The following is a 22,263-nucleotide window of genomic DNA, read 5'->3' as shown; positions in this document are numbered from 1 at the left end:
CCGTGCCAACCTTCCTGTCCGTCGTTGTCTGCGCCGTCTTCCAAAGGGCGGCCGCGCGCTCTGAGCCGCGCCGCGCCTTCTCGACTTCGAAAAGTTCACGGGCGGTCACCAACGGCCTTGCCCGCCGCTATCGGGGCGTGATCCGGCCAGTTGCATAAGGGAGCTGCGGATGGTGTTGCTGACCCTTATTGTCCTGCCGTTTGCCACGGTCATCCTGTTGATGCTGGCCCGGCACGCGTCGCGTAGCGCCCACATGCTGATCGCCGCAATTGGCAGTGCGGGCGGACTGGCCGTGTTGCTGTCGCAGGTAAGTGCTGTACTTTCCGGCCAAATCCCGGCGGTGACGATCGCGTGGCTACCGGCCCTCGGCCTCAACTTCAGCCTGTGGCTCGACCCGCTGGCGCTACTGTTCGCCGGACTCATCCTCGCCATCGGACTGCTCGTCATCATCTACGCGCAAGGGTATCTGGCCAAGGGCGAGCCGACGGCGCGGTTCCTGTCGTTCCTGATGCTGTTCCAAGGGGCGATGGTCGGCATCGCCCTGTCCAGCAACGTGCTGCTGATGCTGGTATTCTGGGAACTGACCAGCCTGGCGTCCTTCCTGCTCATTGGCTTCTGGCGTGACCGGGCCGATGCGCGGCAGGGCGCTCGCATGGCGCTGACGATCACCGGCGGCGGTGGTCTCGCGCTGATCGCAGGCATGATACTGCTCGGGAAGGCTGCGGGCAGCTATGACTTGGCGACGATCCTGTCGCGGGTCGAATTGGTGCAGGCTTCGGCCTTCTACCCGGCGATCCTGATCCTGATCCTGGTGGGTGCCTTCACCAAGTCGGCGCAGTTTCCGTTCCACTTCTGGCTGCCGCATGCGATGGCCGCACCGACCCCGGTCAGCGCCTATCTCCATTCGGCGACAATGGTGAAGGCGGGCGTGTTCCTGCTTGCCAGGCTTTGGCCCGTGCTGGCGGGAAGCGACCTGTGGTTCGCCATCGTTGTGCCAATCGGCTTGATAACCATGCTCTTTGGCGCGGGCGTGGCGCTGTTCCGCTTCGACCTGAAAGCCATTCTTGCCTACTCGACGATCAGCCAATTGGGGCTGATGGTCATGCTGCTCGGCTTCGGCACGGGCGCGGCCGTGACGGCGGCGATCTTTCACATCTTGAACCATGCCGCTTTCAAGGCGGCGCTGTTCATGCATGCGGGCATCATCGATCACGAAACCGGCACGCGTGACATTCGGCGCCTCAGCGGTCTGGCCGCAGTGATGCCGCTTACCGCGACGCTCGGAGTGCTGGCTGCTGCTGCGATGGCGGGGTTGCCGCCGCTCGGCGGATTCATTTCCAAGGAGATGATGCTGGAGGAAAGCGTCCACACGACGTTGGCAGGGCAGGGGCTATTGGTGCCCGTGCTGGCGACGATTGGCGCGATGCTGTCAGCGGCGTACTCGCTGCGCTACGGCATAGCGCTGCATTTCGGCAAGCGATACGCGGGCAAGGTCGCCGCGCCCCATGATCCGGGAGCGATCCTGCTCGGGCCGCCTGCCATTCTCGGTGCGCTGGCTCTGGCACTCGGATTATTGCCGATGATGTTGGCGGGCCCTTTGGTGGCCGCTGCAAGTGCGGCGGTGACGCGGGCAGCGAAACCGGAATTACATCTGGCGCTCTGGCATGGCATCAATCCTGCCTTGGTGATGAGCCTTGGCGCGGTGGCAATCGCGCTCGTGGTGCTTTCGCGTTATTCAGCCTTTGCCAGGGCGGTCGCTCGCCTGCCGTCACTCGACGCCAAACGCCTGTTCGATAGGATTATGGCGGCATCGGTGGAACGGCTTCGTCATCTATCAAGCATCATCCACGTCGCGTCGCTGCAACGCTATCTATTGGTGCTGTTCGTTGTCGCGGTGGCGCTATGCGTCGATGCCGCATGGCGTTTTGGTATATCGGCGGGAGCGCGTCCGAGCACATCCGCGTCTCCGGCGGCGATCGTCGCTTGGGCGGCGCTGATCATGGCGACGGTGGCGGTGTTGGTGACCGATCGGCAGCGTTATCTCGCACTGATATTCATCAGCGTCATCGGCCTGATCATGGCCCTGGCCTTCATCCACCTGTCCGCCCCCGACCTTGCCCTGACGCAAATCGCTGTCGAGGTGGTGACGATCCTGCTGATGCTGCTGGCACTGCATCTGCTTCCCGGCAATCCGCCGCGCTTCTCCAGCCTATCTCGCCGGGTTCGTGACGGCACGATTGCGGCGGTCGGCGGGATCGGCACCGGCTGGCTCGCCTGGGCGATCATGACGCGAGCAGCGCGCGAGGGGATCTCGCGTTTCCATTGGGAGAACAGCTATTCGGGTGGCGGGGGTACCAACGTCGTCAACGTCACGCTGGTCGACTTCCGCGCCTTCGATACCATGGGTGAAATCACGGTTCTCGGCATCGCCGGGCTGGCGATCTTTGCACTGCTCGAACCAGCTGCGCATGGCATTGCCGGCCGACGGTTGCGCGAATGGCGTTCCCGGGACCGCTTTTCACCGGAGCGGCACCCGGTGATGTTCGTGATGGCGACACGGTTGCTGCTACCACTCGCGCTTTTGGTTGGACTATACATCTTCCTGCGCGGACATAATCAGCCGGGCGGTGGCTTTATCGCGGCTTTGGTCTTCTCCATCGCAATCCTGCTGCAATATCTGGCTTCCGGCTTCGATTGGACCGATGCCCGGCGACGGATCGGAGAACATCAGCTCATCGGATCGGGCGTGCTGATCGCGGTGGCGACGGGCCTTGGTTCGCTGCTGTTCGGCGCACCATTCCTGACGAGCAGCTTCGGCCATTTTCATCTGCCGCTGATTGGCGAGTTGGAGCTTGCGACGGCGACGCTGTTCGATCTGGGCGTCGTCTGTGTCGTGGTCGGCGCGGTAACGATGGCGCTGGCGCAACTCGCCCATGTCGCGCAGCGGGCTGCCAAGCACGATGGGAATGATGCCGCATGAGCCTCGAATTCCTCGTCGCTTCCGCCATCGCCATGCTGGTTGCGGGTGGCATCTATCTGGCCTTGCGTGGCCGAACCTTTCAGGTGGTGCTGGGGCTGACGCTGATGTCCTATGCGGTCAATCTGTTTCTGTTTGCGATCGGTCGGCTGATCGTTGATCGGCCACCGCTCTATGCCAAGGACGTGGTAGAGCATGCCGATCCACTTCCCCAGGCGCTTGTCCTGACCGCAATCGTCATCACCTTTGGCATGACCGCCCTGACCGTGATCCTGTCCTTGCGCAGCTTCCTCGAAAGCGGGTCGGACCAGGTCGATGGTATGATCAAGACAGACGGGGAGGGCGCATCGTGATCCTTCTCGACCATCTGTCGATCACACCGATCGTCATCCCGGCGGTGATCGCGCCCGTCACGATGTTGCTCATGCGCCGGCATAAGATGGCCGCGGTGACCGTGTCGCTTGCGGGTTGCGCCGCGATGCTGGTCGCGGCAATCGCCGCGTTTGTGATAGCGCAGGATGATGTTATCCGTAGCTATACGCTCGGCGGCTGGCCGGCGCCGTTCGGGATCGTCCTGATACTCGACCGTCTTGCTGCGATGATGCTGGTGCTGGCGGCGGTGCTGGCAATCAGCGTCTTGGTCCACGCGATTATCACCGGCGCCGACCAGCGGGGCTGGCATTTCCATCCGCTGTTCCATTTCCAACTGATGGGACTGAACGGCGCATTCCTGACCGGCGACCTGTTCAATCTTTTCGTATTCTTCGAGGTGCTGCTGATCGCCTCCTATGGCCTGATGCTGCACGGACAAGGCGCACTGCGTCTCAAGGCCGGGGTTGCGTATGTCGTCGTCAATATCGTCGGGTCAGCGCTGTTCCTGATCGCGCTGGGCCTGCTCTATGGCCTCACCGCGACGCTCAACATGGCGGATTTGGCCGTCAAGGTCGTACTGCTCGGGCCAGCGGATCAGGGGCTGCTCCGCATTGCCGGGCTACTGCTCATGACGGTGTTCGGCCTGAAGGCGGCGGTGGTGCCGATCCATCTCTGGTTGCCGCGCACCTATGCCGCCACGATGCCGGTGGTCGCCGCCCTTTTCGCGATCATGACCAAGGTCGGCGTCTACGCAATGATCCGCACCGTGCCCTTGATCTTCGGCGCACAGGCGGGCGCCGCGTCCTGGGTGCCGGCACCCTATCTGCTGCCCGCCGCCATCCTTGGGGCTGTTATCGGCTTTGTCGGGATACTGACAGCACGCGGGATGCGCGAACAGGCGGCGTTTGCGGTACTGGCGTCCACGGGCACGCTGCTTATGCCTGTATCCTTATGGCAAGAGGTGACGCTGGCGGCCGCGCTCTACTATCTGGTACAGGCGACGCTGGCGGGAGCGGCCTTGTTTCTCGTTGCCGATGTAACGATGCGGCGTCGCGGGCAATATGCCGACGCGATCGTGCCGAGCCCGCACTTTGCCGGGCAGGATATGGCTGGGCTGCTGTACCTCGTCGCGGCGATCGCGGCCGTTGGGCTGCCGCCGCTGGCAGGGTTTGTTGGCAAGCTGCTGATCCTCGACGCGAGTTTTGGGATCACGGGATGGCAGGTGATCTGGGCGACGATCCTCGCAACCACGCTCGTAGGTGTCATCGGCTTCTCGCGCAGCGGCTCGACCCTGTTCTGGAAAGCCGCACCGGAGCACGCCGACGCCATCGCAGCTTCCCGGCGGTCGAACGCCGAGTTCGTCGCGCCGATCATGCTGCTCGCTATGTTGGTGTTGCTCACCATAGCGGCGGGGTGGGTGACGACCCAGACACGCGCCACCGCCGTGCAGGTCATGGCTCCTGATCGTTATGTTACAGCGATATTGGGAGCGACGCTATGAAGCGGCTGCTGCCCCATCCAGCGCTCTCGGCGATGCTGCTGGTCGTTTGGCTGTTGATGGTCAACAACATCACGGTCGGGGGCGTGGTACTGGGCGGGATCTTCGCGCTGATCCTGCCCAAATTCACACAGCCTTTCTGGCCGGACCGGCCCCGGGTACGTTTCGGCAGCGCCCTTGCGGGCTATCTGGCCATAGTAGGGCTCGACATCATTCTCGCGAATTTTCAGGTCGCATGGTTGATCCTGTTTCGGCGCAACCGTGATTTGCATGCACGCTGGTTGATCGTGCCGATCGACCTGGCCACGCCGGAAGCGATTACCATGCTGGCCGGCACGATCAGCCTGACGCCCGGCACCGTGTCCTCGGACGTTTCGGCCGATGGGCGTTTCCTGCTGGTCCACGCGCTCGATGTCGCCGACGACGCGGCGGAGGTCGCACGAATAAAGGCACGCTACGAAGCACGTCTGCAACGGATTTTCGCATGATCGACATTGCGCTTCATATCGCGGCTGGCTGCATCGCGCTTGCCTTGCTGCTGAACATGTGGCGGCTGCTCCATGGACCTGCACTGGGCGACCGGATCGTCGCGCTCGACACGATGGTCATCAACGCGATCGCGCTGATCGTCCTGATCGGTATGAACGACAACAACGATACCTATTTCGAAGCCGCTCTGTTGCTGGCGATGGTCGGATTCGTCAGCACTATCGCCTTTTGCAAATTCATCCTCCGCGGGGACATCGTGGAATGAGCATTATCGCCGACATCACCATTGTCGTGCTGGTGCTTCTGGGCGCCGGCTTCGCACTTATCGGAAGTTGGGGCCTGGTCCGCCTGCCATCGACCATGGAGCGGCTGCATGGGCCGACCAAGGCAACGACGCTCGGCCTTGGTGCGCTTCTCCTTGCCTCGATCATCTATTTCCAGGCGCGGCTCGGCGTCTGGACCGTGCATGAACTTCTGATTTCGCTGTTTCTTTTCATCACAGCGCCAATTTCGGCCAACATGATCGCCAAGGTACACCTGCACCGGCTCCGAACCGGTCGCGAAACCGACGGTATCGCTGGCCCACCGCCCCGCCCAAGCGAAGAAGGCGATTGGGCGAGCTTCGAGGCGCCGAGGCAGGGTACACCTGCATCAACCGCCGATAACTGACCCTACGTTGTGGAGATTAACAGCCAAAGGCCTAGTCATCACCTTTATCGACGCAGCCGCACGCCGATTTGGCTAAGCTTGCCATGGCGGGCCTCGCTCGCTTTAGCGCTTATCAGCATCGCGCTGGCGGTTCATCGGTTCGATTGCGACGGCCTGCACCGATCCTCGGGCAAGCCGGTCACCTTTGCCGACATCCTCTATTTCACCATGATCACCGTCACGACCGTCGGATACGGCGATATCGTGCCGGTTACTCAACGGTCGCGGCTATTCGATACTTTCGTCTCGGGTAAGCGTCCGGCCTGACGCGTGTTGCGGGCGCGACGCGGTTGCTTGAGGCCATCGGCTCTCGGGAAGGTCCTTTCGTACTCTGTTAGGAGAGTGCGGACGGGGCGGATGGAGGTCATCACTCGTGTAGAGCAGTCAGCGAGCAAACTTATTACCGGTGGCGCAAGGAGTATGATGATCTGAAGACGGACCGGACGCGGCGAATGAAGGATCTGGATAAGGACAATGCCCGGCTGAGGCGCGCGCGATCTCGGACCTGACGCTCGATAATCTGATTCTGCAGGAGGCGGCGCAGGGAAACTTCTGATCCCTGAACGGTGCCTGCGGTGCATCGACCAGGCGCGAGAGGTGCTGATGTGTCTGAACGACGGGTGTGCCGCGTCCTCGGGCAGCGTAGGTCGATGCAGCATAAGGTGCCGTGTGGGGCAGATGACGAGGGTTGGCGGGCCATCCGCCGGGCCTGACGCCGATCCCGCTCGGCAGTGCCTTGCCGGCGGTGCGGGCCGTCACATCGTCCTTGCGGCCACCGACCGACCTGGCGTCACAGAGGTCATGATCGCGTACGGTCTCCGCGCAGCGATGACGGTCCGGCGGAGGACGCTCGATCTGCCACGGCAATGAGACCGGTGGGAGCCGAAACGCGGCGATCCGCGGCAGATGGAGTGCGGCCGCGGGCCGCACGATCGCTGCATCGTTCGCTTGATCGACGCGCAGTACCGGAACACGCTATCTGGGAGGGCGGTGACGTGAGCGGTGCCACGCCGACATCCGCCCGTGGTGCCTGGAACTCCGCGTCTCTGCGCTGGCCCCGACCATCTGGACCTCAGCAATCCATCAAAACGAGGGTGGCGAGAGTCCAGGCGATCGGTCCTTCGGGGGCCTAGGCGGCGCGGCGCCTAGGCCGGTAGATACGGTCAGAAGCGGAAGCGAACACTTCCCGTGATGGTTCTAGCCATGGCTCGCAATCCGACGGGCAGTTCGGGATAAAGATAGTAGTAGCTTCTATCGACGTTTCTCAGAAGGTTCTGCCCTTCCAAACTGAACGTGAGGTACTTCACGGGTGTGAAGTTGATCGCACCATCGAGACGTTGCGTCGGGTTCGACGAAATAATGTAGGTCTCGTTTATGGCGTTGACGTCCGTTTGGTAGCTTGAGCGCCAGTTGTAGGCCAGGCGGGCGCTGAAGACAGGCGTCTCATAGTAACCGATCAAATTGTAGGACATTCTCGACGTGAAGGGCGCACGTTTGCGGACGAATTCGTATTGGATCGGATCGTTCGCGTTCTCGCTTTCGATCTGACGCGGTAGAGACACGTCTGCCGTCGGGATCCATGTCGCATTCACCGTTGCGCCAAGGTTCCGTAGAAAGCCAGGAAGGAAGCGGAAGAAGCCGGTGGCCTGGAACTCGATGCCCTGCGTGCGTCCAGGACCCGCGTTCCTGGGCTGAACGACGATGCGGTTCTGATTTCCGAGTTCCGGAACCGGCTCGATCTGGGCAGTCTCGTAGATGAAGCCCGTCTGGTTCTTGCGGAATGCAGCGACGGACACGGTGCTTCCCGGAGCAGGATACCATTCGAGCGAGGCGTTGTAATCGTCGGTGGTCGTGGGCTTCAGATTGGGATTGCCCGCATACAGTCGGTCGTTGGGATCGCGATAGTTGATGACGCGGGAGTTGCGAAGAAGAAACAGGCTCGGGCGCTGAACGTTGTGGCTGTAGCTGATACGCAGTTGTAGCTTGTCCGTGAAGTGGACGGTGCCGAAGGCGCTGGGCAGCAAGTCCGTATAGTTGATCCTGACCGCTGTGATTTCTCGGCTGTCCGGGCCGAACTCGCCAGTTGGCAACTTCGTGACGGGATCGATGATCGGCGTTCCCAAGCGGATGCTCGAGCCGTTGATGTTGCCCCATGTGTTGACATATCTGAGCCCGATGTTGCCGTCGACGGGGAAGACCGCGTTGAAGGCATAGTCTAGGGTTCCGTAGGACGCGAAGACGTTCTCTTCTGAGGCGCTGGTCAGGGTCGGGTTGGCGGCCGATGGCTCTGGCGTGGCGAACAATGCCGCGGCACCTTCGTCGCGGCCCGGGCCATCAAGGAACTCGTATCTGCTGCCGGCGATGAACTTGGTGACCGCGCCCCAGTTGTCGTAAAGTTCGCGATTGTTCAATTGAACCCACGACAGCGGCGAGCCGCCCGGAAGATTGGGAGTGACCAATCTGGTCGAGACGCCCGGGATCGTTGAGGTCGGTAGCGACAGTGCCGGATCGAAATAACCCGCGAACCTGTAGCTGTCGCGGAAGAAGGCGGTGTTGCGGGAAAACCGTCCGCCGAACTTCGCTGCACGCAGCACGCCGTTGTTGTCCAACTCCTTCCACACGTCAATCTGCGCCGAGAACTGCTGATTGTCGCCGTGACCTAGATTATCGCGCAGGTACTGGACTCGCGCGAGATCGGCGTTTGTGGGACTGACGTTGAAGTCGAAGTACGGTCCGTTGCCAAGCACCTTCGGCGAGTCGAAATCGACACGGACCTTGGATAAACCGGAGTAGCTGCCGCCATGACCTATGCCGTGGTAGTCATTGTTACTCCACTGGTACTGCGCGCTGCCATCGATTCGCACGCCTTCGGTTTCAAAGTGCGCCTCAAAATTCGTCCGGTAGTTCTCCGACTTGCCCCGGTTCTCTCCACCATCAAAGCCGGCGGCAATGTTTCCGAAGTTGGCGAACGTACCATCCGCGAATTGGGGATTGGTGATGTCGTAGCCGAGTAAGACCCCCGTAGGTGCCGTTCTGATGTTGCTCAGCACATACGGGTCCTCTCGCGTCCGGACGTAAAGCGAGCTCGACTCGTCCGAATACTGCTCTCCCGTGTAAGAAGCTTCGAGTACGAAGTTCAGCCTATCGGTAGCGCGCCATTGAATGACGCCGCTCAGAGACTTCTGCTCCCGTTCACCATCGTTCGTGCCGTATTGTGCTCGATAAGGCGCAACGAGTGTCGCCCTTTCCCCAGCGGGCAGGCTGGCGCGGATGCGGGAGTCCGGCCCGCCCAGCAGATCGGGAGACTCGCTGACGTTGTACGCCTCGGCATAGGGTTGCTTGTAATAGGCGCCGTTGAGCAGGAAGCCGATCTCACCTACGCTGGTGTCGAAGCGCGTGCCCACCAGCAGGCTAACCGAAGGGCTCCAGAGCTTGCCCTGTTCGGCATAGGTGCCGCGAATGCTGCCTGCCGCGGTCAGTCCCTTTTTCAGATCGAGCGGTCGGCGCAACTCAATGTTCACCGAGCCCCCGATGCCGCCCTCGATCTGATCCGCAGTACGGGTCTTGTACACCTCCACCGACTTGATGAGATCTGCGGGTAGGCTCTCGAGTGCGAGCGTGCGCCCCTCGCCACCGGGCAGAGGCGCAGTGGAGCCCTCCACGCCATTCACGGTCGTCTGCACGCCTGCAAGGCCGCGGATGTTGAATCCGTTAGCACGTCCTCCAGCCCGGGTCACCGTGATGCCTGTGACGCGTGCCATCGCCTCCACCACGTTGTTGTCCGGCAGCTTGCCGGCATCCTCGGCGGTAATGACGTCAACGATCTGTCGCGCCTTGCGCTTCTTGTCGATGGACTTGCTGACGCTCTCGCGCAGGCCGGTCACGATGATGTCACCGCCCTCAACTGTTGCGGATCCCTCACGACCAGGAACTGTGACGCCGGACCTTGCGGTGCCTCCCTTCCGGCGCGCGCGTGCACGAGCGACGCGACGCGCCGCTCGTCGTTCGGCCGCTAACTCGGCCTTCGTCTTCACCGCTGGCTCAAACTCGGCCTGTTGAAGCGTTGGTGCCGCAATCGACGATACCGGTGCGCTCATTCCAAGGATCAAGGCCGAGGCGCCGATCGTGATTCTAAGATGTTGCGCTTTCATTTATCCCCCTCCAAGTACTAGCTGATGCTCCCAGCATTTTTGCCGGTAAACATGTTGAAATGTTTGTAAACGACGTGTTGCGATCAGAGATCTGTGGGTCAGAGTGCATAATTTGAACGGTAAGCTTAACCCATAGTTTGACTGTGAAGTTTTACGCTTTTTTGCCGTTCTTCTGCGCCTTGTTTGTCGAACTCGGGAAAAAGAGATCTGCGATCTCACGGTACTAACGAGTGGTGTGCCGGAGACGTTAAGGCGGCTTCGATAATGCGGGCGGAACTATCAAACCTGTAATAGTGATACCAATATGTTGCGCGTGGGCTAATGCTGATTCGATGATCCAAGAAATTGAGATTGTTCTCGAATTCACCTTCCCGATCCGTCCGTTTCGTATACGGTATGATAATTATTGCTAAGGTCAAGGAGGAAAATGCGGAGTCGAGCAGCGCGAGACGGCTTTACGCCTCGATCTTGCCTGCCGTTTAGTCCTACCAACGTGTGCGGAGGATTGAGGATGATGAGGAGTGATCTACCCCCTGTTTGACGGACACCGATGAGAGGCTCTGCGGAGCCAAGAGGTGTTTTGATGGCAAGTACGCCGAAGGGTCGTTTGACGGACGAGTTCAAGCGCGAGGCTGTGGCGCTGTGGGAGACGAGCGGCCGCCCGCAGGCTGAGATAGCGGCTGGATTGGGTATTGTGCCCACGCTGCTGCGTCGCTGGCAGCGCAAGCAGCGGGAGAGCAGTGCCCCGCCAGCCAGCCCGGCGACGAAGCCGCCAGTATCGACAAGGGCGTCGTTAGCGGATCAGGCGTCCGAGATCGCGCGGTTGCGCTTGCGAGAAAGCCGTCGTCATCTTTGCGGAGATGCCGCGGTTAGCCGAGTTCGCCGATCAGCCGTAGTTCGTGCACAATCTGACCGCTATAGGCTTGCGGCAGACCATCGGGGATTGACGTCCCCCCTGTTTTTTCATCCATGTTGAGTGAGAGTTTTCCGGCCCTTTGAAGCCTGCGGGCAAGGAGCTGGAACATGAAGAAGTCGAGGTACACGGAAGAGCAGATTGCGTTTGCGCTGAAGCAGGCGGAGATGGGCACGCCGGTGGCCGAGGTTATTCGCCGGATGGGCGTGTCGGAGCAGACGTTCTACCGCTGGAAGAAGGTGTATGGCGGGCTGGGCGTCGGCGAGCTGCGGCGGGTCAAGCAGCTCGAGGACGAGAATCGTAAGCTCAAGCAACTCGTCGCGGATCTGAGCTTGGACAAGCATATCCTGCAGGACGTGCTCGCAAAAAAGCTCTGACGCCTGGGCGACGGCGCGAGATCGTCGCGCACGTCCAGGCGTCCCATGGCGTCAGCGAGCGGCGTAGCTGCCTCGCGCTCGGCGTCGACCGCTCGTCGGTGCGGTACGTGTCGCACAAGCCTGACCAGGCGCCGCTGCGGTTGCGCATCCACGATCTGGCGGCGGCACGGGTGCGCTACGGCTATTTCCGGATCTACATCCTGCTACGCAGGGAAGGCTGGCTGGTGAACCATAAGCGCGTCTATCGGCTCTACCGGGAAGATGGGCTGAGCCTCCGGCTCAAACGTCCTCGGCGCAACGTCAGCGCTGCGAACCGCGAACGCCAGCCCGCAGCGTCGGCGCCTAACGAGATGTGGTCGATGGACTTCGTCTCGGATGCCTTGTTCGATGGCCGACGGCTGCGGGCGCTGACGGTGGTCGATGCCTTCACCCGTGAAGCGCTGGCGATCGATGTCGACCAGGGCATCAAGGGTGAACAGGTCGTGGCGACAATGACGCGGATTTCGGCGACACGTGGTGCGCCCAAGACCATCCGGGTCGACAATGGTCCGGAGTTCATCTCGAAAGCACTGGATCGATGGGCGTACGAGAACGGCGTCACGCTCGACTTCTCGCGGCCGGGCAAACCGACCGACAACGCTTTTGTGGAGTCGTTCAACGGCCGCCTGCGTGACGAGTGCCTGAACAGCCACTGGTTCCTGTCACTGGCGGACGCAAGAACCAAGATCGAGGCCTGGCGGCGGGACTATAACGAGAGCCGTCCTCACACGGCGCTTGGCTGGCTGACGCCAGCCGAATATGCTGCATCCGCCGGGGTTAACCCCGGCGGATGCAGTCCGGAAGCTCGCATCCTGCCCGGATGAGAAACCGGGGGACCGTCATGCAGTCCGGAAGCTCGCATCCTGCCCGGATGAGAAACCGGGGGACCGTCAAAAGCAGGCATTCAACACGCGTTGGCGTTATCAAGCGCCGCCCCTGTCGGCTCCAAGGCGGACGAGGCGTTTCTGAGCGCAGACGACAACGTCGTCCCACGGTACACTTCGAAATTCCAGGCGATCGAGGTCGGCCTTAAGCGTTTCGGTGGATGATCCTTGCCCGTAGCGACCCCCCACCGACACCGGAGCATGGCCGGCAAGCTGGTCGAGGCTCTGATTGTCAATCCTGAGCCGCCGTCCCTCGCGCTTCATGGTATGGCGGGTGGAGTAAAAGGACTTGTCCGGTTCATGGATGCCGAGCTTGCGCAAGGCATCGTTGATCCGGCGTGACAGGTATTTGTACCGGTCGCCATACTTGTCGGCCTCGAGATCGTCGAACAGCCACTCCGCGCCACGGTTTCGCTGCCGGCGGGCGAAGTCAACAAAGCCCGCTTCGAGTAGAATCCAGTGGATCGGCACGTCGCGGACCGAGCTGCGCGTCTTTTGCCGCCGCGGGCGTGTTTCATTGCTCATGGCAGCGGTGGGGCGGATGCGGCGATCCCGGCGGAACCGCATGACCCATTCGCCATCATCCTGCACGATCTCGCTCGGTTTGAGCTTGCAATGCTCGCCCGGGCGCGATCCGTGGAACGGTGCCAGGAACAGGATCCAGAACATCGTGTCATCGCAGGCATCGGGATCGGTCATCAGCGGCGAGGCATAGATGCGCCGCATGTCCTCATCCGAGAAGTGGTCGCGTTCGTCGCCCTCCCAGGTGGCTCCCTCGACCGAGATGCCTTGCGCCGGATTGCTGGCGATCCAATCCGCATCCTTGGCCACGCTCAGGATCGCGCGAAGGGCGGTCAGCTGCTTGCCGACCGTCGGCGGCGACAGCGTCGGCAAAGCTTTTGCATGCGCCAGGGCGATCTGCTCGATTAGCGGCAGAGCGCTGACGCATTTCTTCGGGCGGAAGGGCAGTTGCTCGACCAGCGAAATGAACATGCGCACCATCGCGGGCGTGATTGCTCCCACCATGCTGGTGCCGGTGAGTTCTTCGAAGCGCGCGATCGCCTTGGCGAACTCGTCGGCGGTCTTGTCCTTGCCGGTGATCCGCTTGCGCTTGCGCCAGAGATCGAAAGCTTCGGACAGCGTGTGATGATGGGCCGGCGCAGGGCAGGGTAATGCTGCCGGAAACGTCGGTGGCGCCGGCGCAATCGCTGGCGCGGCAACGCTGTTCGTCGCCGACGTGACGACGGGCCGCAGTGCTTCACGGATGCCCACCGGCCAAGAGCCGAACGCATGCTCGGCCAGTCGCGTCAGATAAGCCTGCGCGACGCAGTTATAGGCAGCTTTCGTGGAGAGATCGATGGCCGGGACCAAATAGGGCAGGTAGCTGATGGCGAAGTGCAGCGGTTCGTACACGCCGCGCGACAGCAACTCGCGGGCGAGTTCCTGGTAGACGATGCCGCTGGTCGCGGCGTTGCTCTCGAGGATTTCGGCGCGGAGCTGGAACCGGCGGCGCTCCTCATCGTCGTCGATCGACGGAATCGACGCTGGTTCCGGGTCGAGCAGGCTCGTCCAGGCCTCGCCGAGATGCTGCCGTTCCACGGCTTGGGCATGAGCATTGCTCCACGACGACCGGACGATGGATGCAAGCTTCTGCAATTCGCCCGCAACCGCCAGATCCATCGAGCAGGAGAATTGAGCCAGCTTGTCGAAGGCCTGGTCGACAAGCGCGTCGGTGGATTGCTGTGCCTCCTGCGCCGCAAGCATCCGCAGCCGGATCACCTCGCCCTTGTAGTGCGCGCTCCACGTAGCGCGACGCTGTGCGGCGAGATTCGGCTCTGCGGTGTTCAGGGAATGCTGCCAGGACGTCTTGCCCGCGAGGTGACGAATGTCCTTGGGGACATCCATCCGGAACCATGCATTTCGCGAGCTCGCGCGCTTGTGCGAGTGACTCATCCGACGCCCCATTCGTAGCACCCTTTCGTAGCATCGGGCACCTAATGAAGCGTTGATTTCCGCCGTTTTCCGTCAAACTCCGCGACTTGGCGTGGGAGTGGTGACCCCTACGGGAATCGAACCCGTGCTTCAGCCGTGAAAGGGCCGCGTCCTAACCGCTAGACGAAGGGGCCGTCAGGCGTGGAGGTGCGCCTAGAGGACTTGTCGGACTCCGTCAAGCGGTCAATCGACCCATGCGGCATCATCCACGTGCAATTCTGCAACATTGCGGCCGGACCAGTCATCGAGCTTGGGGCGCCCGGCCAACCACAAGGTGCGCGAAGGGCCGGCGCTGAGAAGCGCCTGGCCGAGCGCGGAGGCGGCGGAGCGCCAGGCCATCGCCTTCAAACGCGCGCCGTCGGGACCGGCCACGATAGCGCGGACATGATCGGTTCCGACCAGGTCGGCGCGGATGATGCGGAATGGGCCGGCCGCTACGCGGGGAGCAGGCCAGCCGACGCCGTAGGGACCGCCGGCCTCCATCGCCTCGACAAGGGCAGCATTTACCCCGGCCGGAGACAGAACCGCATCCAGAAGCAGGGAGCGGCCCTCACTGGCCCGGTCCACCGCCTCGCCCAGGCGTTCCTCGAGAAATACTGCCAGATCGTCCAGCCGGTCCTCCGCGACAGTCAGGCCAGCCGCCATGGCATGACCGCCACCCGCGGTGAGGATGCCGTGTTCCTTGGCGGCCAGGATCGCAGCGCCGAGGTCGACGCCGGTGATCGAGCGGCCGGATCCCTTGCCGATGCCGTTCTCGTCCAGCGCAATGACGACGGCAGGTCGGCCAAGCTTTTCCTTGAGGCGTCCGGCAACGATGCCGATCACACCGGGATGCCAGCCGTGTCCGGCCACGACGGCCACGCGGCTGCCGGTTGCGGCAAGCGTCTCGGCGGTCGCCTGAACACCAGCCTCGATCTGGCGGCGCTCATCGTTCAAGCGATCGAGTTCGATCGCGATCGCCTGTGCCTCGGCGGGATCGCGTGTGGTGAGCAGGCGCACACCGAGATCCGCCCGGCCGACCCGGCCTCCGGCGTTGATACGCGGCCCGAGTGCGAAGCCGAGATCGGCGCAGGTCGGCGCACGGGTAAGCCGCGACGCCTCGATCAAGGCGGCGACGCCAGGATTGCGGCGCTGGGCCATGACCTTGAGCCCTTGTGCCACAAAGGCCCGGTTCAGGCCGCGGAGTTGCGCCACATCCGCCACGGTGCCGAGCGCAACGAGATCGAGATGGTCGATCAGGCGTGGCTCGGCACGGTCCCCGAAATGGCCACGCATGCGCAACGTTCGGATGAGCGCCGCGGCGAGCAGGAAGCACACCCCCACCGCTGCCAGATGGCCATGGGCTGCGCCCTCGCCCTCGTCGAGGCGGTTCGGATTGACAAGGGCATGGGCATGCGGAAGCGCGGCGGCGCATTTGTGGTGATCGACCACCACGATGTCGATCCCGGCGTCGCGTGCCACGGCCAGGGCGTCGAAAGCCTGCGCGCCGCAATCGACCGTGACGATCAGCGATGCGCCTTCGTCTTTCAGTCGAAGAAGCGCAGGTCCGGACGGACCATAGCCTTCCAACAGACGATTGGGAATATAGGGGCGGGCCTCCAGCCCGAGATCGCGCAGTACGAGCAGCAGCAGGGCGGCAGAGGTCGCGCCATCGACGTCGTAATCACCAAAGATCGCGATCGGCTCGCCTGCTTGTACGGCATCGGCGAGCCGCTCTGCGGCCCGGTCCATGTCGCGGAACATCGAGGGATCGGGCATGAAGCCGCGAATGGACGGCGATCGGTGGTCGTCCAGCGCTTCGGGTGGGCATCCCCGCGCGAGCAGCAATTGCGTGACGAGATCGTCCGGGGCCATGCCGTCGCGGCCGTCCGCCGCGGTGGCGCGCCACTGCCAAGGCTGGCCGAGGATCGAGGATGCGATGTTGAGAACGTGGGTCATGGCCGGCGGGCTGGCCCTGACCGGACGACGGGCATTTGGCAGGATGGGAACGTCACGCGAACGCTTTGCCATAAGCCGCGCCAACGCGACAGGGGTTTCGCACCATCGATCCCCCCGTAGACGGCCGTCGGCCGAACACCGCGACCGTTCAGTCCGACAGCGGCTCCAGCAACACGGTCGTGCCTTCCACATGGGCGATCCTCAGCCGGGCGCCGACTTCCGCATCGGGGCCGCGCGCCGGCCATTCGCCGTCGCCGATACGGGCGCGACCCTCGCCGCCGCGGATCGGGGTGGTGACGGTCGCGATCTGGCCGATCATCCGCGCCGCGCGATCGTTGAGGCGCGGGTCGGTCGATTCGACCGGATAGTCCCGGTACCAGCGTCGCCCGATCAGAACGGCGACACCGCTCCATAAACCAAAGGCACCCAGCTGGGCCGCGACGGGCAGGTCGGGGAGTGCCCAGGCGAGTGCTGCCGTTATGCCGGCCGCGATGGCCAGGAAGATGAGGAAGACGCCGGGGACGAACAACTCGGCGATGGCGAGAACAAGCCCCGCCGCCGTCCAGATGCCCGGCGCCCCGATGTCGCCCCCGATCATGTGCGCGGCACCGTGACGTTGCCGGGCCGGTTCGCCTTTTCAGGCGTGGAGGCCAGTGCTTCCTTGGCGAGTTCGCCGATGCCGCCGAGCGTGCCGATCAGCTGTGTCGCCTCGACGGGGAACAGGATCGTCTTTGCGTTGGGACTGGTGGCGAACTTGCCGACCGCCTCGACATATTTCTGCGCGACGAAATAGTTGATCGCCTGCGTGCCGCCGGCGGCGATCGCCTCCGACACGACAAGCGTCGCCTTGGCCTCGGCCTCCGCGGCGCGCTCGCGGGCTTCGGAGTCGCGATAGGCGGATTCGCGGCGGCCCTCGGCCTCCAGGATGCGAGCCTGCTTCTGCCCCTCGGCACGCAGGATCTCGGAAGCACGCGAGCCTTCGGCCTCCAGGATGTTGGCGCGCTTTTCCCGCTCCGCCTTCATCTGGCGGGCCATGGCGTCGACGATATCGCGGGGCGGGCGGATGTCCTTGATCTCCACGCGCGTGATCTTGACGCCCCAGGGGGTGGTCGCATGATCCACGACGTTGAGCAGCCGCGCGTTGATTTCGTCGCGCTTCGACAAGGTTTCGTCCAGGTCCATCGCGCCCATCACGGTGCGAAGATTGGTAGTCACCAGGTTCAGCAGCGCAACATAGAGGTCGGAGACTTCATAAGCCGCCTTGGGTGCATCCAGAACCTGGAAGAAGACGACCCCGTCGGTCGAGATCATCGCATTGTCCTTGGTGATAATCTCCTGCCCCGGAATGTCGATCACCTGCTCCATCATGTTCACCTTGCGGCCGACCCGGTAGAAGAAGGCGGGATAGAAGTTGAAACCGGGCGCCGCGGTGGTGGTGTAACGGCCGAAATGTTCGATCGTGTATTGATAACCCTGCCGGACGATCTTGATCGACGACATCAGGTAGAAGAGCACCAATAGCAGCGCCAGTGCGGCGATCGTCAGTCCCATCTCGGTTGCTCTCCCTGTTGGCCGTGGTGGTACGGTATAGCACGCAGCCGAAGGGCGCGCGAGCGACCCACGACAGGCTTGCGGCAAGCCATGTCATTCCACCCTAGCGGCCGTGCGCCTCTTTGGTTACATGGCCCGCCACTTGTTCCCCTCGCAGGAAATGGCAGCCCCCATGGACATCCGCCTCGGCCTCACCTTCGACGACGTGCTTCTCGTACCGCAGGAGTCCGACGTCCTGCCGAGCGGCGCCGACACGCGGACGCAACTGACCCGCGAGATCGCACTGAACATCCCCGTCCTGTCCGCCGCGATGGACACGGTCACCGAGGCCGACATGGCGATCGTGATGGCGCAGCTCGGCGGGATCGGTGTGCTGCACCGGAACCTGACCGTCGAGGAGCAGGTGGCGGCGGTGCGGCAGGTGAAGCGCTTCGAAAGCGGCATGGTGGTCAACCCGATCACGATCGCCCCGGATGCGACGCTGGCCGACGCACAGGCGCTGATGGCGCGGCACCGGATCAGCGGCATCCCCGTGGTGGAATATGACGGCCGGCTGGTCGGCATCCTGACCAACCGCGACGTGCGCTTTGCCGGCAATCCGCAGCAGCCGGTGTCCGAATTGATGACGAAGGACAATCTGGCGACCGTATCGGTCGGCGTCGGTCAGGAGGAAGCCCGCCGTCTGCTCCACCAGCGCCGGATCGAGAAGCTGTTGGTGGTGGACGACGCCTATCGCTGCGTCGGCCTGATCACGGTCAAGGACATCGAAAAGGCGGTGACCTACCCCGACGCTACCAAGGACGCCGCCGGGCGGCTGCGCGTCGCGGCTGCGACCACGGTCGGCGAAAAGGGCTATGCCCGCACGCGCGCTCTGGTCGAGGCCGAATGCGACTGCGTCATCATCGATACGGCGCATGGGCATAACCGGGATGTGGCGCGCGCGGTCGAGCAGGTGAAGAAGCTGTCGAACACGGTGCAGGTGATTGCGGGGAACGTGGCGACGGCAGAGGCGACGCGGGCGTTGATCGATGCGGGGGCGGATGCGGTGAAGGTCGGTATCGGGCCGGGTTCGATCTGCACCACGCGCGTGGTGGCGGGTGTGGGCGTGCCGCAGCTGACCGCGGTGATGGGTTGCGCCGAGGAAGGGCACAAGTCGGGCGTGCCGGTGATCGCCGATGGCGGCCTGCGCACCTCGGGCGATCTCGCCAAGGCGCTGGCGGCCGGCGCGTCGACCTGCATGGTGGGATCGCTGCTGGCGGGCACCGAGGAGGCGCCCGGCGAGACGTTCCTGTATCAGGGGCGGGCGTACAAGTCGTATCGTGGCATGGGGTCGGTCGGCGCGATGGGGCGTGGTTCGGCGGATCGCTATTTCCAGGGCGATATCAAGGACCAGATGAAGCTGGTACCCGAAGGCATCGAGGGGCAGGTGGCGTTCAAGGGCCCGGCCCGCGACGTGATCCACCAGCTCGTCGGCGGGATCAAGGCGGCGATGGGCTATACCGGTTCGGCGACGATCAAGGACCTGCGCGAGCGGGCGCGCTTCGTGCAGATCACGGGGGCCGGGCTGAAGGAAAGCCATGTCCATGACGTGACGATCACCCGCGAGGCACCGAACTATCCCACGCGCTGATCCGGAGACGAAGACATGACCCCGGCCGCACGAACACAGGCGGCGATCGAGCTGCTGGATGCGATTATCGGCGCGGCACGATCCGGCGGCGCGGCGGCCGACACGCTGATCGCGCGCTATTTCGCCGAGCGGCGCTATGCCGGATCGAAAGACCGGCGCGCGGTGCGCGAGCGGGTCTATGCGGCAATCCGTGCCGCCGGCGACGTACCGGCGTCGGGGCGCGCGGCGATGGTGGCGCTGGCGGATGCCGATGCGGAACTGGCCGCGACCTTCGACGGGTCGCGCCATGGCCCAGCGCCGATCTCGGCGGATGAAACACGCGCGGCAGGCGGCGTGGCGCCGGCCTGGCTGGAGGCCGCGCTGCTGGCATCGGGGCTGGAACGGCAGGCGTTGCCGGCGCTGGTCGAGCGCGCGCCGCTCGATGTGCGGGTCAACCGGCTGAAGGCGACGCGCGACGACGTGCTGCCCGCCTTTCCCGATGCGGCACCGACGCCCTTTGCCGAACACGGTGTGCGCCTGCCGACAGGTAGCGCGGTGGAGGCCAGCGCGCCATTCGACGAAGGCGCGATCGAGGTGCAGGACGAGGGCAGCCAATTGGTCGGCTCGGTGTTGCAAGCGGTGCCCGGCGAACGCATCGTCGATCTGTGCGCGGGCGCGGGCGGCAAGACGCTGGCGCTGGCGGCGGCGATGAACAATGCGGGCGCGTTGCTGGCGTGCGATGTCGATCGGGCGCGGTTGCAGCGCCTGCCGCAACGCGCGGCGCGGGCGGGGGTGACGATCGCGGAAACGCGACTGATGAACCCGGCCCGCGAAACCGAGGCGCTGGCGGACTGGCTCGGACTGGCGGACGGCGTGCTCGTCGATGCGCCCTGTTCGGGAACGGGCACCTGGCGGCGCAATCCGGAGGCGCGGTGGCGGCTTACCGCCGAGCGGCTGGCACGGTTGCAGGCGACGCAGGCGCATGTGCTGGACGTGGCGGCGGCGCTGGTGCGGCCGGGTGGACGGATCGTCTATATCGTCTGCTCGCTGCTGGACGAAGAAGGCACGGACCAGATCGCGGCGTTTCTGGCGCGTCACGATGGCTGGAGCGCGGAGGAACCGTCGCTCCCCGCCGGTCGGCGGCACGGTCAGGGCTGGCGACTGGACCCGGCGGCGGACGGCACCGACGGCTTTTTTGTCGCGCGGTTGCGGGCCCCATGCTAGCGTCCCGCTCCGTGCCCCAGTTGGAGACGATCATGCGCTTCTCGTCCTTCACCCTCGCAGCGGCGCTCGCGGTGGTGTCGGTATCGACCTCGCTCAGCGGGCAGCGGCCCGATGACCAGATCGATGCGCGCTCGTTGCAATTGCTGGCGGAAGGACGCGCGTTACGCGCCGCCGGCAATCTCGATGGGGCGACCGACGTGCTGGAGACCGCGGTGACGGTCGATCCGCGCAACCGGGCGGCCTTTGTGCTGCTGGGTGAACTGGCGACGCAGCGCGACCTGCCGGGCAAGGCGATCCGGCTGTACCGTGAGGCACTGTTGCTGGAGCCGAACGACCGGTCCGCACTGGAAGGGCAGGGCGAAGCGCTGGTGAAGAAGGGCGCGGTAACGCGCGCCAAGGAAAATCTGGCAAAGCTGCGGACGCTCTGCAAGGGCGAGTGCAGCGAAGTGACGACCCTGGCCGCGGCGATCGCCAAGGGGCCGCCGGTGACGACCGCGGCGGTGGAGAGCAAGGCGGCGGTCGCCAAGCCCTGACCTTTGGGGCGCTTTGCCCGTATCGGCTGATTACGGCCGAGCAGGCTTGCTAGAGCCGGAACGGGTGCTTGCATGCGGCACTGTTTCGTGCGGCAATGCGTCTCTCGATACACCGGCTCGACACGCGGCATTGCCGCTACTCGACGGTTACTCGCGACGAACGGGCGGGTGGGCTGATTGCCTCAGCCCAGCGCGCGGGCCAGTGCGATGAACTCCGCGACCGACACGGTTTCCGCCCTGCGGGTGGGATCGATGCCGGTCGCCTCCATCGCGGCGTCTGCACCCGCGACGGCTTTCAGGCTCTGGCGCAGCATCTTGCGGCGTTGGCCGAAGGCGGCGGCGGTCAGGCGTTCGAGCGTGCGGAAGCGGATGCCCTCCGGCGCCTCCTGCGGGACGAGGTGAACGACCGCGGACATGACCTTCGGCGGTGGCGTGAAGGCGGAGCGATGGACCGGCATCGCGATCTTCGCGCTGCATCGCCACTGCGCCAGGACGGCCAGCCGCCCGTAAGCCGATGTATCCGGCATGGCGACGATGCGCTCCGCGACCTCTTTCTGGAACATCAGCGTACAGGATTGCCACCAGGGCAACCACGCCGAGGACAGCCAGCCGACGAGCAGCGCCGTGCCGACATTATAGGGGAGGTTGGAGACGATGTGCGGCTTGGTGGTGAACAGCGTCGAGGTATCGACCTGCAGCGCGTCGCCCTCGATCACCTTCAGCCGATCGGGAAATGCCTCGGCCAGTTCGGCGAGCGCCGGGATGCAGCGGCGGTCGCGCTCGATCGCGGTGACGCGGGCGCCGGCCTGAAGCAGCGCGCGGGTAAGGCCGCCGGGGCCGGGGCCGATTTCCAGCACTTGCGCCTCTGTCAGGTCGCCGGGAATGGCCGCGATGCGGGCGAGCAATTGGCCATCGAACAGGAAATTCTGGCCAAGCGCCTTTGACGCGGCGAGGCCGTGGCGGGCGATCACGTCGCGCAAGGGGGGCAGGGGATGCAGCGGTGTCATG

At 63.9% G+C, this 22,263-nt stretch carries 17 protein-coding genes, 1 tRNA gene and 3 pseudogenes; 13 read left to right on the top strand and 8 right to left on the bottom strand.

Going from position 1 to position 22,263, the window contains the following annotated elements; all coding sequences use genetic code 11:
• The first annotated feature begins 169 nt into the window (after nucleotides 1–169).
• From GQR91_RS14385 to GQR91_RS14350, 8 genes and pseudogenes are all read left to right on the top strand, one after another.
• Nucleotides 170–2,980 carry a monovalent cation/H+ antiporter subunit A gene (locus GQR91_RS14385; RefSeq protein WP_149683542.1) on the top strand — a complete coding sequence of 937 codons (2,811 nt, stop codon included), beginning with the start codon at nucleotides 170–172 and terminating at the stop codon, nucleotides 2,978–2,980.
• On the top strand, nucleotides 2,977–3,330 hold the full coding sequence (locus tag GQR91_RS14380) for a Na+/H+ antiporter subunit C (protein ID WP_149683543.1): 354 nt from the start codon (nucleotides 2,977–2,979) through the stop codon (nucleotides 3,328–3,330). Before GQR91_RS14385 ends, GQR91_RS14380 begins: the two co-directional genes overlap by 4 nt.
• Entirely contained in the window at nucleotides 3,327–4,850 is a 1,524-nt protein-coding gene (locus GQR91_RS14375; protein WP_149683544.1) for a monovalent cation/H+ antiporter subunit D, read from the top strand. The genes GQR91_RS14380 and GQR91_RS14375 overlap by 4 nt, the downstream gene beginning before the upstream one ends.
• Entirely contained in the window at nucleotides 4,847–5,335 is a 489-nt protein-coding gene (locus GQR91_RS14370) for a Na+/H+ antiporter subunit E (protein ID WP_149683545.1), read from the top strand. The genes GQR91_RS14375 and GQR91_RS14370 overlap by 4 nt, the downstream gene beginning before the upstream one ends.
• On the top strand, nucleotides 5,332–5,601 hold the full coding sequence (locus tag GQR91_RS14365) for a K+/H+ antiporter subunit F (protein WP_149683546.1): 270 nt from the start codon (nucleotides 5,332–5,334) through the stop codon (nucleotides 5,599–5,601). Before GQR91_RS14370 ends, GQR91_RS14365 begins: the two co-directional genes overlap by 4 nt.
• Nucleotides 5,598–6,005: a Na+/H+ antiporter subunit G gene (locus GQR91_RS14360; RefSeq protein ID WP_149683547.1), complete on the top strand. Its 408-nt coding sequence runs from the start codon at nucleotides 5,598–5,600 to the stop codon at nucleotides 6,003–6,005. Before GQR91_RS14365 ends, GQR91_RS14360 begins: the two co-directional genes overlap by 4 nt.
• Nucleotides 6,006–6,014: 9 nt before the next feature.
• A pseudogene (locus tag GQR91_RS14355) lies at nucleotides 6,015–6,290 on the top strand (potassium channel family protein); the annotation flags it as partial.
• A 125-nt stretch (nucleotides 6,291–6,415) separates the two neighbouring features.
• Nucleotides 6,416–6,730: pseudogene (locus tag GQR91_RS14350) on the top strand (transposase); the annotation flags it as partial.
• Between the two features lie 477 nt (nucleotides 6,731–7,207).
• On the opposite strand, the gene GQR91_RS14345 reads toward GQR91_RS14350, so the two are convergent.
• Nucleotides 7,208–10,195 carry a TonB-dependent receptor gene (locus tag GQR91_RS14345; RefSeq protein ID WP_149683549.1) on the bottom strand — a complete coding sequence of 996 codons (2,988 nt, stop codon included), beginning with the start codon at nucleotides 10,193–10,195 and terminating at the stop codon, nucleotides 7,208–7,210.
• 550 nt (nucleotides 10,196–10,745) lie between these two features.
• On the opposite strand from GQR91_RS14345, the pseudogene GQR91_RS19955 reads away from it, so the two are divergent.
• Nucleotides 10,746–11,012 (top strand): annotated as a pseudogene (locus GQR91_RS19955) (transposase); the annotation flags it as partial.
• A gap of 52 nt (nucleotides 11,013–11,064) precedes the next feature.
• Here GQR91_RS19955 and GQR91_RS19635 read toward each other — a convergent pair.
• Nucleotides 11,065–11,220, bottom strand: a complete 156-nt coding sequence (locus GQR91_RS19635) for a hypothetical protein (protein ID WP_235904203.1) — start codon at nucleotides 11,218–11,220, stop codon at nucleotides 11,065–11,067.
• On the opposite strand from GQR91_RS19635, the gene GQR91_RS14335 reads away from it, so the two are divergent.
• Nucleotides 11,219–12,348 (top strand): IS3 family transposase gene (locus GQR91_RS14335; RefSeq protein WP_164727717.1). Its coding sequence is split into 2 segments (ribosomal slippage): nucleotides 11,219–11,471 and nucleotides 11,471–12,348, totalling 1,131 coding nucleotides; the frame shifts between segments, so codons are not numbered across the junction. The genes GQR91_RS19635 and GQR91_RS14335 overlap by 2 nt on opposite strands.
• Nucleotides 12,349–12,447: 99 nt before the next feature.
• On the opposite strand, the gene GQR91_RS14330 is transcribed toward GQR91_RS14335, so the two are convergent.
• The 5 genes from GQR91_RS14330 to GQR91_RS14310 all read right to left on the bottom strand — a co-directional run bounded on the left by GQR91_RS14330 (nucleotide 12,448) and on the right by GQR91_RS14310 (nucleotide 17,889).
• The gene (locus GQR91_RS14330) at nucleotides 12,448–14,313 is read right to left on the bottom strand and encodes a site-specific integrase (RefSeq protein WP_149683442.1); all 1,866 of its coding nucleotides are present in this window, start codon (nucleotides 14,311–14,313) and stop codon (nucleotides 12,448–12,450) included.
• A gap of 146 nt (nucleotides 14,314–14,459) precedes the next feature.
• Nucleotides 14,460–14,534 (bottom strand) — tRNA-Glu (locus GQR91_RS14325).
• 49 nt (nucleotides 14,535–14,583) lie between these two features.
• Nucleotides 14,584–16,338 (bottom strand): single-stranded-DNA-specific exonuclease RecJ, encoded by a 1,755-nt coding sequence (recJ, locus tag GQR91_RS14320; RefSeq protein WP_149683441.1) that lies wholly within the window; start codon nucleotides 16,336–16,338, stop codon nucleotides 14,584–14,586.
• 148 nt (nucleotides 16,339–16,486) lie between these two features.
• A complete protein-coding gene (locus GQR91_RS14315; RefSeq protein WP_149683440.1) occupies nucleotides 16,487–16,936 on the bottom strand; it encodes an NfeD family protein in 450 nt (149 codons plus the stop codon).
• Entirely contained in the window at nucleotides 16,933–17,889 is a 957-nt protein-coding gene (locus GQR91_RS14310; protein ID WP_112383592.1) for an SPFH domain-containing protein, read from the bottom strand. Before GQR91_RS14310 ends, GQR91_RS14315 begins: the two co-directional genes overlap by 4 nt.
• 172 nt (nucleotides 17,890–18,061) lie before the next feature.
• Here GQR91_RS14310 and guaB point away from each other — a divergent pair, with 172 nt between their 5' ends.
• Genes guaB through GQR91_RS14295 form a run of 3 tightly spaced genes read left to right on the top strand, consistent with a single transcriptional unit; the run spans nucleotide 18,062 to nucleotide 21,255 of the window.
• A complete protein-coding gene (gene guaB, locus GQR91_RS14305; protein ID WP_112383593.1) occupies nucleotides 18,062–19,519 on the top strand; it encodes an IMP dehydrogenase in 1,458 nt (485 codons plus the stop codon).
• 15 nt (nucleotides 19,520–19,534) lie between these two features.
• Nucleotides 19,535–20,722, top strand: a complete 1,188-nt coding sequence (locus GQR91_RS14300; RefSeq protein WP_149683439.1) for an RsmB/NOP family class I SAM-dependent RNA methyltransferase — start codon at nucleotides 19,535–19,537, stop codon at nucleotides 20,720–20,722.
• Between the two features lie 32 nt (nucleotides 20,723–20,754).
• Complete coding sequence (locus tag GQR91_RS14295; RefSeq protein ID WP_174236672.1) at nucleotides 20,755–21,255, top strand: tetratricopeptide repeat protein; 501 nt, start codon at nucleotides 20,755–20,757, stop codon at nucleotides 21,253–21,255.
• 182 nt (nucleotides 21,256–21,437) lie between these two features.
• On the opposite strand, the gene rsmA is transcribed toward GQR91_RS14295, so the two are convergent.
• Nucleotides 21,438–22,262 (bottom strand): 16S rRNA (adenine(1518)-N(6)/adenine(1519)-N(6))-dimethyltransferase RsmA, encoded by an 825-nt coding sequence (rsmA, locus tag GQR91_RS14290; RefSeq protein WP_149683438.1) that lies wholly within the window; start codon nucleotides 22,260–22,262, stop codon nucleotides 21,438–21,440.
• Nucleotide 22,263 lies beyond the last annotated feature (1 nt).

This window comes from Sphingomonas carotinifaciens (genome assembly GCF_009789535.1).
Lineage (GTDB): Bacteria > Pseudomonadota > Alphaproteobacteria > Sphingomonadales > Sphingomonadaceae > Sphingomonas > Sphingomonas carotinifaciens.
This window is presented reverse-complemented; position numbering and strand designations above follow the sequence as displayed.